This window comes from Butyricimonas sp. BSD2780061689_150309_C8 (assembly GCF_015560935.1).
Lineage (GTDB): Bacteria > Bacteroidota > Bacteroidia > Bacteroidales > Marinifilaceae > Butyricimonas > Butyricimonas paravirosa.
The window spans coordinates 202,679-213,531 of the sequence record NZ_JADMSV010000005.1 but is presented as its reverse complement, the minus strand read 5'-3'; the positions used below and the strand labels follow the sequence as shown (position 1 = coordinate 213,531).

At 41.3% G+C, this 10,853-nt stretch carries 9 protein-coding genes and 1 tRNA gene; 7 read left to right on the top strand and 3 right to left on the bottom strand.

Going from position 1 to position 10,853, the window contains the following annotated elements:
- A partial coding sequence (locus tag I2I33_RS07250; RefSeq protein ID WP_195666779.1) for a transposase occupies positions 1 to 204 on the top strand: 204 nt, incomplete at its 5' end.
- Between the two features lie 189 nt (positions 205 to 393).
- Here I2I33_RS07250 and I2I33_RS07245 read toward each other — a convergent pair.
- Both I2I33_RS07245 and I2I33_RS07240 read right to left on the bottom strand, forming a co-directional pair.
- A tRNA-Lys gene (locus tag I2I33_RS07245) sits at positions 394 to 466 on the bottom strand.
- 480 nt (positions 467 to 946) lie between these two features.
- Positions 947 to 1,864 (bottom strand): arginase family protein, encoded by a 918-nt coding sequence (locus tag I2I33_RS07240; protein WP_317193314.1) that lies wholly within the window; start codon positions 1,862 to 1,864, stop codon positions 947 to 949.
- A 264-nt stretch (positions 1,865 to 2,128) separates the two neighbouring features.
- Here I2I33_RS07240 and I2I33_RS07235 point away from each other — a divergent pair, with 264 nt between their 5' ends.
- The gene (locus tag I2I33_RS07235) at positions 2,129 to 2,416 is read left to right on the top strand and encodes an HU family DNA-binding protein (RefSeq protein ID WP_087421749.1); all 288 of its coding nucleotides are present in this window, start codon (positions 2,129 to 2,131) and stop codon (positions 2,414 to 2,416) included.
- A 94-nt stretch (positions 2,417 to 2,510) separates the two neighbouring features.
- On the opposite strand, the gene I2I33_RS07230 is transcribed toward I2I33_RS07235, so the two are convergent.
- Entirely contained in the window at positions 2,511 to 5,327 is a 2,817-nt protein-coding gene (locus I2I33_RS07230) for a M16 family metallopeptidase (RefSeq protein ID WP_087421750.1), read from the bottom strand.
- 218 nt (positions 5,328 to 5,545) lie between these two features.
- Here I2I33_RS07230 and I2I33_RS07225 point away from each other — a divergent pair, with 218 nt between their 5' ends.
- The 5 genes from I2I33_RS07225 to I2I33_RS07205 all read left to right on the top strand — a co-directional run bounded on the left by I2I33_RS07225 (position 5,546) and on the right by I2I33_RS07205 (position 10,788).
- Positions 5,546 to 6,784 (top strand): mechanosensitive ion channel family protein, encoded by a 1,239-nt coding sequence (locus I2I33_RS07225; RefSeq protein ID WP_229128227.1) that lies wholly within the window; start codon positions 5,546 to 5,548, stop codon positions 6,782 to 6,784.
- A gap of 212 nt (positions 6,785 to 6,996) precedes the next feature.
- On the top strand, positions 6,997 to 7,863 hold the full coding sequence (locus tag I2I33_RS07220) for a M23 family metallopeptidase (RefSeq protein ID WP_087421751.1): 867 nt from the start codon (positions 6,997 to 6,999) through the stop codon (positions 7,861 to 7,863).
- 33 nt (positions 7,864 to 7,896) lie between these two features.
- The gene (locus I2I33_RS07215; protein ID WP_087421752.1) at positions 7,897 to 9,063 is read left to right on the top strand and encodes a 1-deoxy-D-xylulose-5-phosphate reductoisomerase; all 1,167 of its coding nucleotides are present in this window, start codon (positions 7,897 to 7,899) and stop codon (positions 9,061 to 9,063) included.
- Positions 9,064 to 9,079: 16 nt separating this feature from the next.
- Positions 9,080 to 10,414, top strand: a complete 1,335-nt coding sequence (gene rseP, locus I2I33_RS07210; protein WP_087421753.1) for an RIP metalloprotease RseP — start codon at positions 9,080 to 9,082, stop codon at positions 10,412 to 10,414.
- A gap of 17 nt (positions 10,415 to 10,431) precedes the next feature.
- Positions 10,432 to 10,788 carry a carboxymuconolactone decarboxylase family protein gene (locus I2I33_RS07205; protein WP_087421754.1) on the top strand — a complete coding sequence of 119 codons (357 nt, stop codon included), beginning with the start codon at positions 10,432 to 10,434 and terminating at the stop codon, positions 10,786 to 10,788.
- The last annotated feature ends 65 nt before the right edge of the window (positions 10,789 to 10,853 follow it).

The following is a 10,853-nucleotide window of genomic DNA, read 5'->3' as shown; positions in this document are numbered from 1 at the left end:
AAGTACGAGAGGGAAATCAGGGGGATGATTTACACCACCAACTGGATCGAAAGGCTGAACAGGGATTACAAGAGGGTGATCAACATGAGGGGCGCCATGCCAAACCCCCAAGCTGTTATTCTCCTAATGGGAACGGTAGCCCAAAATGCAGATATTTATAAATATCCTATTTATAATTTTTTAGAATCAAGATTATTTTATTGAACTATTTATAATTTTGCATGCATGAGAAAAGAAGGAATTTACACACTTTTTGAAACACTATCCTTTTTGAAACACTATCGTATCGAAGAATAGCGAATTTCATTTGCCCCTCCCTTTGGGAGTATACATTGGTGTATAAAAAAGGATCCGCTATAATTCGTTTATTATAGCGGATTGTCATTCGAACTGTGATCCAGCTGGGACTCGAACCCAGGACCCCAACATTAAAAGTGTTGTGCTCTACCGGCTGAGCTACTGAATCCTTCAATTGTGTTTCTCAATTGCGGTTGCAAAGATAGGTATTCTATTCGAATTTCCAAAGGACAAAAGGATTTTTTACAAAAAAAAGACAAGATAAAAAGAATACTTTAGCCCCCATAGATGCTCTTTTTATCGTGATATACCCGAATGTCCCGTTAAGACTTTTGATATTCGGAGCATTCGCCATTTGTCCGCTTATGGTTATCTGCGGGCTACACTTTGGCCGCCGATGGGCAGGGAAAAGAACAAATCATTTTCATTGTAGGTACATGGCAAGTACATTGGAGATTGTTCTTGCTATGTTCCTGCTGTGTGCGTGCTTGGTAATTGTCATAGCCCATCACTAGCCTAACCCCGGAGTAATTATGGACGAATGTTCGCCTTCGGCGAGTTATAGGCTACAAGTTGCAGATTCATCTTTTAGTTTCTCCTGGCAGGGAGAGGCGTTATTTTGAAATAAAATTTTGTGGCTTGTCCTTTATTATAATAGAGGTAATTGATGTAACATATTTTTGATCCTGATTGCCGTGCGAGGCATGGGTTCCGCAATTGTCAGGCCTACTAATTCTTTTTCTGCGGCAATGTCCTTTATTACCCGAATGACTTCTTCCATTTTCATCCCATCGGGGTCTGTACCAACAGCAGCGATGATTTCGGCAGGATCAAGTACATCCATATCAAAATGGATAACGACTTTCGACGCTCCGCATGATTTCAACCAAGTTTTGATTGCATCACTGTTTTGTGCAACATCTTTGGGCGTGAGATGCTTTATTCCGTATTGCTTTTGGCGTTCTTTGATTTCTTCACGTTCCCAGTTGCGTAATCCCACGAATAATATGTTTGATGGGGTAAATCGGGTGGGTAATTCCGCTAGAATTTTGGTGTCTCCATATCCCATGCAGGCAGTTACGGCCATGGCGTGAAATCCGGGATAGATGTCTCCGGGGAGTGTGATATCGGGATGTGCATCAATCCAAATTAGGGCAATATCGTTCTTGTATTTCTGAGCCAAGTAGGTAAAGGGAACGACACTGACCGAACATTCTCCGCCGAGTGTTACGATTTTATCGGGATTACTGACTTGTAGCATGTTTAATGCAGCTCTTGTTTGACGGACTATAATATCCCGGTCGAGGACTCCGTCTGTCACCTTTCGATCCGTGATTTCAGTCGAAACTGGAACGGTTAGTGTTTCTTGACCATTGTCCGGGGCCAGAAAATTTAAGAGTTGTGCCCCCAAGACATATCCTCTTGAGGCATCATGGGGATTTTCAACCTCTGTAATCAATTTTACGATATTGGCACCTTGCCATTGAGGATAGATCAAACGAATTGTTTTTGTTTCTTTTTCCATATTCTGCTGGTTTATTCTATTTTGCCCCTTTATTGTTTTCATACAAAGTTACATAGTCTTTTTCCCTTAAACAAGTATTGGTAAATTATTCCGTATAGATTATTGGGGTAATCTTCAAAAAAAACGGAAGTTTCGGTTGACTCGGTTTGTTGAGGGAGTGTTTTGTAGTTATATTTGCTATATTGTTGCATTTTGGATGGAAAATGTTGTATTTTATCTTTTAATTTCTAACTTTGTTAGGAATAAATGTTGAACAGACATGAGTCAGTATTTATCGTGTGAGGAAAAATCATTTTACAATTAGATATGGACAAGAGAAAAATAGTTAAGATTGTGGCCAAAAAAAATGGCATGTCACAAAAGGATGTGACGATGGTATTTGATGAAATTTTCAGTACGATGTTAGAAGGGTTAAAAGAAGAGGGGCATGTGGGGGTATTGGGCTTTGGATCTTTCAACGTGAAAAAATGTGCTGTTCGTCATCGATATGTTCTTTCAACCCAAAAAGTCGTTTTGTACCCCGAAAATAAAAAAGTTATTTTTAGGGTGGCGAAACAATTTAAGTTTAAGGCAGATGGAGTAGGAGAGGAGTAATTCGAACTCATCACTTGATGAAATTCTGTATGAATGAAGAAACGTCCGGGAATTACTCTCGGACGTTTCCTTTTATATAAATTGCAACCTAATTTTATTTTGATTTCGGTCGGAAGATCATATCAACAACATCGGCTCCCTTGAATAATTTCTGGGTGAATTTCTTCACGTCTTTTGTTGTGATCTTGTCAATAATATCATCGAAGTTTTTCGGGTCAGTTACATCAATTCCACGAAGATAATAAGTTTGAATTGCACTCATCCAATATGCATTGTGAGGTTTGCTTTGTTCATTATTTTTCTTCAGGATAGTAGTTACCTTGTCGATCTCTTCCTGTGTCGGACCTTCCTTCATTAATTTGTCGATTTCGGCATAGATTAATGATTTCAAATGTTCTGCTTTATCCGGATCGCAATCAAAGCTCATGCTCATGCTGTAGCTTTCGTACGGTTCTTTAGAAGATCCAGATTGAACACCTACACCATAGGTTCCACCTTCTTTTTCACGGATATTGGTCATGTATCTTTGATCCAGTACGCCTTTCAAGATATTCAAGCAAAGATTGTCGTGAATGCTTGTTTTCATCTCTTTAGAGAAACTGGTGATTACAGTTGCTTTCGGAGTGGTCAGATCCAGTTCAATAACTTTTTCAGTTCTTCCTTTCGGGCCTCTCACTTTGTTATCTACCCAATTTTCTTTCCGGTTGTAAGATTTTACAGATCCCAAGTATTTTTCAACCAATGGTTTTACGGTTTCTGCATCGATGTTACCCACGATGAAGAATGTAAAGTCGCTGATGTCTTTGATACGGTCGCGGTAGATCTCCTCGATTTGTTCAATACTGACTTTATCTAAAAATTCTTTACCGAACAACAATGTTCTCGGGCTATAATTGCTCATGATCATGCTAACAGAGTCTTGCATAATCTTTTGAGGATTGTTGGCTGAGTTCTCGATGGCAGCGTAGTTACGTTGCATCATGGTATTGTGTACTTCTTTGTCGAAACGAGGTTTCTCGAAACGCAAGTAGATCAGCTGCATCAAGGTTTCGAAATCATTCGGAGTAGATGCACCACCGACTGATTCTGAAAGACCGCCAATGCTTACACCGGCTTGGGCTTGTTTCCCGGTTAATAATTTTCTCAAGGTTATTGCGTCATAGTCTCCTAATCCGTAAGCCCCGATAAATTGATCTGTGACTTGGGCAGATGCTAATTTGTCGATACCATATAATGAAGTACCACCCTTACTGTAAGAACTTACTTGTACTTGGTCTTTTTCGTAGTCTGCTTTGCGGAATACCACTTTTGCCCCGTTTTCCAAGGTCCACTCTTCAGCATCGAATTGCGGTAATTTTTTGGTAGCGATAATCTTGGAACCTTTCAAGTCCTCGTTGATTAAAGATGCCTCTGTTACTTGGTCTTTATAAGGCTCTAAATTAGAACTCTCAACTTTGTCCAACACGGCGATGGCTTCTTCTTTCGTGATGTGTTTAACTCCTTCAGACGGGCCTTGTGCAACGATCACCATGTTTTTCCGGTTAAGGTGTTTTTTAGCTAAAGCTGAAACTTCATCCACGGTGATGGTCGGGATAATAGCTTTGGCAAAATTGTAATAGTAATCGAAGTCTATGATAGGCTCTCCCTCAAGGAAGTTAGATTGCATTTCACCGATATAATCTTCGGAGGTAGTTTTGTCTTTTTGTTTGTAAGCAGATTCCAAACCTACGAGCATGTTGGTTTTTGCTCTTTCAAGCTCGCCTTCCGTGAAACCAAATTTCTTTACTCTTTCGTTTTCACGATAGATAGCTTCCAGTGCTGCTGCTTCTTCATTCGGTTTTGCCGTGGTAGAAATAATATAAGTACTCCATCCTCTTACAATACCGCCACCGAATCCGGCTTGTGCGTTAATAAAAGGAGGATTGCCTTTTTGAAGTAATTCAGAAACACGTTGTCCCAACATGGTATTGTAGAAAGATTGAAGAATACTATTTTTCAGGTATTCATGATTCTTTTCTTCTTTCGGGGTAGAGGGGTATTTGATATACACGCTGACAGACGATTGAGTTACTTCTTTGTCCGTTGCGCATACGAAGTAAATATCGTCGTGAGGGTTAACCGTGAACTCTTCTCTCACGGCCGGATTCACCGGAGTCGGGATTTTGGAGAATAATTCTTTTACTTTTTTCTCCATCTGGTCTACGTCGAAATCACCGACAACAGCGATAGCTTGCAGGTCCGGACGATACCATTTGTGATAATAATCACGAAGGGTTTGGTATTTGAAATTCTTAATAATGTCCAAGTTACCGATAACATCTCTTTTCGCGTATTTAGAGTCTTTCAGTAATACCGGCATGATTTGGGCACGGATACGGAAACTCGGGGTTCTTCTGGTTCTCCATTCTTCAGAGATAACTCCTCTTTCGCCATCGATTTCGTCATCGACTAATAAAAGATAATGTGACCAGTCGTGAAGTACGAGTAGACAAGTATCTAATAAATCAGGATTGGTTGTAGGAACCTCGCTGATATTGTAAACTGTCTCGTCTTGTGCCGTGTAAGCATTCACGTTTCTTCCGAATTCAACACCGTGTTTTTCCAACATGTTGGTAATACCTTTTCTTCCCGGGAAATGCTTGGTCCCGTTGAATGCCATGTGTTCCAAGAAGTGAGCTAAACCGTCTTGATCATCATTTTCCAGGATAGCTCCCACGTTTTGGATGATGTAAAAACTTGCTCGTTCTTTGGGTTCCGCGTTATGGCGGATGTAATAAGTCAATCCATTAGCTAGTTTCCCGATGCGAACGTTCGGATCCATGGGAAGTGGTGCCTTCATGTCATATTGGGCGAACAGGCTAGTGCTGATCAATGCCAATAAAGCACACACGATTAATAATTTTTTTGCCATACGAATTATTTTAATGTTTTAATGTTTGTGTCTGCAAATATAGCAAAGTGTAAGTAATTTTGTTCTGATACGTTAATTCTTTAACGTTAATTTAGGGGTTAAGTGTGAAAATAGGGAAAAATAGAGGGGTTTTTAGATTATTTAGAACGATTCGTTGTTAATGGGGTTTAACTTATCCGGTGGTTTATCGTATACGCCTGTAAAACTTTGGGAAAGATATGATGCTGTTGAAAATAGATATAAACAAATGGTTTTCTTGGTTGAATTTGGGTATTAAAGACCCTTCCACGGCCTCGGCAGTAGAGGTCCTCTTGCAGATCGCGGTCATTTGTCTGATTGCTTTTTTATTTACATTCTTTCTGCGCAAGGGAATAACCCGGGTGATCGGGGGAATGGTGCGTCGTACGAAAACCAAATGGGATGATATTTTTTTCGAGGAGCGTGTTTTTCAGAAAATATTTAATCTGATACCGCCGATATTTATAGATTTTGCTTTTAAAATCGTGTACGGGAAGTGGCAACATATAGAACTTTTTCATCGGTTTATCGTGGCTTGGATACTCGTGGTTGCCGGTTTCGTGATTGTTGCCGTGCTGGATGCGATAAACCGAATCTATGATTCGTACCCGATCGCGAAAGATCGTCCGATAAAAGTTTTCGTGCAGGTGATTAAAATTTTCGTGATTTCAGCTATTATCATTACAATCGTCAGCGAGTTTATCGGGGAGTCCCCCCGTAATTTACTGGTCGGGTTGGGGGCGTTTGCTGCGGTTTTAATGTTGATATTCAAAGATGCGATATTAGGTTTTGTGGCCGGAGTTCAATTACTGGCTAATCAGATGGTGCGTATCGGGGACTGGATCGTGATGCCGAGCAATAATGCAAACGGGACGGTGTTGGAGATCAACTTGTATACCGTGAAAGTACAAAATTGGGATATGACGATCACGACGATTCCCACCTATCAGTTAGTGTCCGCTTCTTTCACGAACTGGCGGGGAATGCAGGAGTCTGCCGGTCGTCGGATTATGCGCTATATTAATATAGATATGCTTTCCGTCCATTTTCTTTCGGATGAAGAAATCGATACTTTACGTAAATCGAATGTCTTGAAAGGGTATATTGAAGATATGTTGCCGAAGTTGGACGAACAAAATAAAGGAATATCTGACGTGTTGGATAAACGGAAGTTGACGAATTTAGGCGTGTTTAGACAGTACGCTGTGCGCTGGCTGGAAGCCAATCCCGATTTGAATATCGATATGACATACATGGTCCGGCAATTACAACCGACGGCAACAGGTATTCCTCTGGAGGTGTATTGTTTTTCCCGGATTCAAGAATGGGTAGCCTACGAGAAGGTTCAATCCGATATATTCGATCATCTGTTAGCCGTGATTCCTTATTTTAACTTGCGAATCTATCAATACCCGGAGATTATCAAAACCCCGAATTGATTCAAGAACCGATCCATTTTTTGATTTATGATTTCCGACTCAGTGATTCCTGCTCTCAATTCAATGCTCTTTTCAATCACTTAATCGTTTAATCGGCAATTACAAAATCTTTTTCATTCTAAACTCTTTTCTACTGCCTCGATAAAGTTTATGAATCCTCTGGCTGGGAAAGTTGGATTTTTATACTATTTTTGAAGGCTAAAAATAATTGGATGAGCAGTAAAAAACGAAAATATTGGAATAAGCTGAGGAACCGCTATAAGTTGACGATATTTAACGAGTCTACTTACGAGGAGGTAATGCACCTTCGGCTCTCTCCGTTGCACGTTCTCACGGCATTAAGTACATTGGCCGTCGTCTTGATTATATTGACTATCATGTTGATTGCTTTCACGAATTTGCGGGAATTCATCCCGGGGTACCCGAGCCAACAGTTGAGACGTCAGATTACACAAAACGCTCTACGGGTTGATTCCCTATTAAACGAGGTGCAGAAGAAGGATCGTTTTCTCCATTCCATACAAACTATTTTGAGAGACGAAAACTTGGACACGACGAGTTTCGTGTCGATGCAGCAGAATGTAAAGGTAACCTATGATACTTCGATGTTAGGTATGTCGGAAGAAGAGGCCGGTTTTCGGGAAATCGTGGAAAAAGAAGAAAAATACAATTTAACCCTTGGGCATGTCAGTTCTTCCGATGATGATTTTTATCATTTCTTCTCACCATTGGATGGGGTGGTAACCAATCATTTTGATGAAACGACTCGTCATTATGGGGTGGATTTGGTGGCCAAGCAAAATTCAAATGTTTTGTCCGTGCTGGATGGCGTGGTCATTTTCACGGATTGGACAATTAAGACGGGTTACGTGATTCAAGTACAGCATAATGGAAATCTGGTTTCAGTATATAAGCATAATTCGGTATTGTTGAAAAAGCAGGGAGATTTTGTCCGTGCGGGAGAGGCGATTGCAGTGGTTGGGAACACGGGCGAAGAAACAACCGGACCGCATTTACATTTCGAGTTGTGGCAAGCGGGAAAAGCATTGAATCCGGAAACATTCATTAAGTTTAAATGATTCGCGAATAGTGGTTTTGGAGATTGTTTTGAAATGAAAAATATAGCAATATTGGGATCTACCGGGTCAATTGGAACGCAGACATTGCAGGTGATTGACGCTAATCCGGAACGGTTTAATGTAGAGGTTCTCACGGCAAATAATCAGGTGGAATTACTGGCGCAACAAGCCAGAAAGTTCAAGCCTAACATGGTTGTGATCGGAAATGAATCAAAATATTCCGAGTTAACCGAGTTATTGAAGGACGAGGATATAAAGGTATATGCCGGGAGCGAAGCTATTGCTCAAGTCGTGCAAACATCCACGATTGATGTGGTCGTTACTGCCATGGTTGGGTATAGCGGGTTGTTACCCACGATCAACGCGATTAAGGCGGGTAAGACGATCGCTCTGGCCAATAAGGAAACCTTAGTTGTTGCCGGAGATTTAATTAATCGGTTGGTTGAGGAATACAAGGTGGCGATATTACCCGTGGATTCCGAACACTCGGCTATATTCCAGTGTTTGGTGGGCGAACACAACAACCCGGTGGAGAAGATATTATTAACAGCGTCCGGTGGACCTTTCCGGGGACGGGATTATGAATATTTGAAGTCCGTAACGGCAGCACAAGCATTAAAACACCCGAACTGGAACATGGGGGCAAAGGTTACCATCGACTCTGCGTCCATGATGAATAAAGGTTTCGAGGCGATCGAGGCAAAGTGGTTGTTTGGAGTAAAACCTTCACAAATAGAGGTGTTAGTACACCCGCAATCCGTTGTTCACTCGATGGTTCAGTTTCAGGATGGAAATATAAAAGCACAGTTGGGAGTTCCGGATATGCGTTTGCCGATCCAGTATGCACTGACTTACCCGGAACGGGTACATTCGGAGATACCGCGTTTGGATTTTGGTATTTATTCCGATCTCACGTTTGAAAAACCGGATATAACGACCTTCCGAAATCTGGGATTGGCTTACGAGGCCATGAATCGTGGAGGGAATGCCCCCTGCGTGTTAAATGCGGCCAATGAAATTATGGTGGCAGCCTTTTTGAAAGATGAAATTTCTTTCACGGCCATGTCGGATGTGATTGAACGAACGATGGAAAAAGTGAGTTATATTGTCCAACCTACCTTGGAAGATTATATCGCTTCAGACCAAGAAGGCCGACGAATAGCAAAAGAGGAATTTCTCAATCTAAAATCTAAAATTTAAAATCTAAAATAGGTATATGGATGTATTAGTAAAGATATTACAGTTTTTGTTGAGCCTCTCGATTCTGGTTATGTTGCATGAGTTGGGGCATTTTGTGGCGGCAAAAATATTTAAAGTACGAGTGGAGAAGTTTTTTATTTTCTTCAACCCGTGGTTTTCCCTGTTTCGTTTTAAAAGGGGAGAAACTGAATACGGGATGGGATGGTTGCCTCTTGGCGGATACGTGAAGATTGCAGGAATGATTGACGAGTCCATGGATCTGGAGCAAATGAAAGAACCGGCAAAACCTTACGAGTTCCGCTCCAAACCGGCTTGGCAAAGATTGATCATCATGATCGGCGGGGTACTTGTTAATTTTATCCTGGCGTTTTTCATTTACATCATGATTCTTTATGCGTGGGGAGAGCAGTACTTGCCTACCGAGAATGCGAAATATGGAGTTGTATGCGACTCCTTGTTACTTAATGCCGGGTTGCGAAATGGGGATATGATCTTATCCTTGGACAATAAAAAAGTAGAGAATTTCTTCGAAATTCCGGGGTATATCTTGATGGAGAACCCGAAGACGATACAGGTTATGCGGGATGGTCAGGTGATGAATATAAATCTTCCTTCTACATTGATCGGGGAGATGCTGGCCTATTCCTCGAAAGGGTTTAAGCGGATAGCTTTACTGACACCCCGTTATAAATATGACGGTTCGATACAAGGGTTTGCCGATGAATCACCTGCCCGGAATGCCGGAATGTTGGAAGAAGACCGGGTGCTGGAATTAGACGGACATTCATTTACTTTCTATGACGAGTATATTGATTTGATTCGTTCACACCGGGACAGTATATTGAATACAAAAGTATTGCGTGGGTGCGATACCCTTTCTATCCCTATTGCTCTCGGAAGTGGTAAAGTGATCGGGGTGTATCCGAAAGTGATAAACGATTTCGAGTACGCCGTGAAAGAATACTCCTTCTTTGGTGCTATCCCTGCGGGAATTAACATGGGATTTGACTGGATCAAGTCCTATCTGAAACAATTCAAATTATTTAAAAACCCGGAAGCTTTCAGGTCCGTGGGAGGATTTATTTCTATCGGGAACATATTCCCCAGCGTGTGGGATTGGCGGGCTTTCTGGGAATTAACGGCCATGTTGTCCATTATTCTGGGCGTAATGAACCTCTTGCCTATTCCGGCGTTGGATGGAGGTCATGTGATGTTTTTGCTCTACGAGGTGATAACACGTCGCAAGCCGAATGAGAAATTTATGGAGAACGCCCAGATCGTGGGAATGTTCTTCTTGTTGTTCTTGTTGTTGTTCGCGAACATCAACGATATATTGAAATTATTTGTTTAGCTATAAAATGTACAATTATGAGTGAAATGGTTGAGCAATTCCGGGCATACCGGGCTAAAATGAACGAGAAAATACTGGCAGCCGATAATAAAGTGATCAAACGGATCTATAATCTGGATACCAATACATATATGGACGGAGCTTTATCCTCAAAAGTAAAAGAAATGTTGGGATTAGCGACGTCAATGGTGTTGCGTTGTGATGATTGTATCAAATATCATTTGGAAAAATGTCATCAGTACGGGGTGACCACGGAAGAGTTGTTCGAAATATTCTCTGTTGCCAATCTGGTGGGAGGAACCATCGTGATCCCTCATACACGGCGGGCTTTGGAATATTGGGAGGAGTTGCAGGGAATGGCCGGGAATGACTAATTAATATATTGCCGAATTCGAGCAAAATAGGATGGGTTCATAAATAGATTTTATACCTTTGTGCA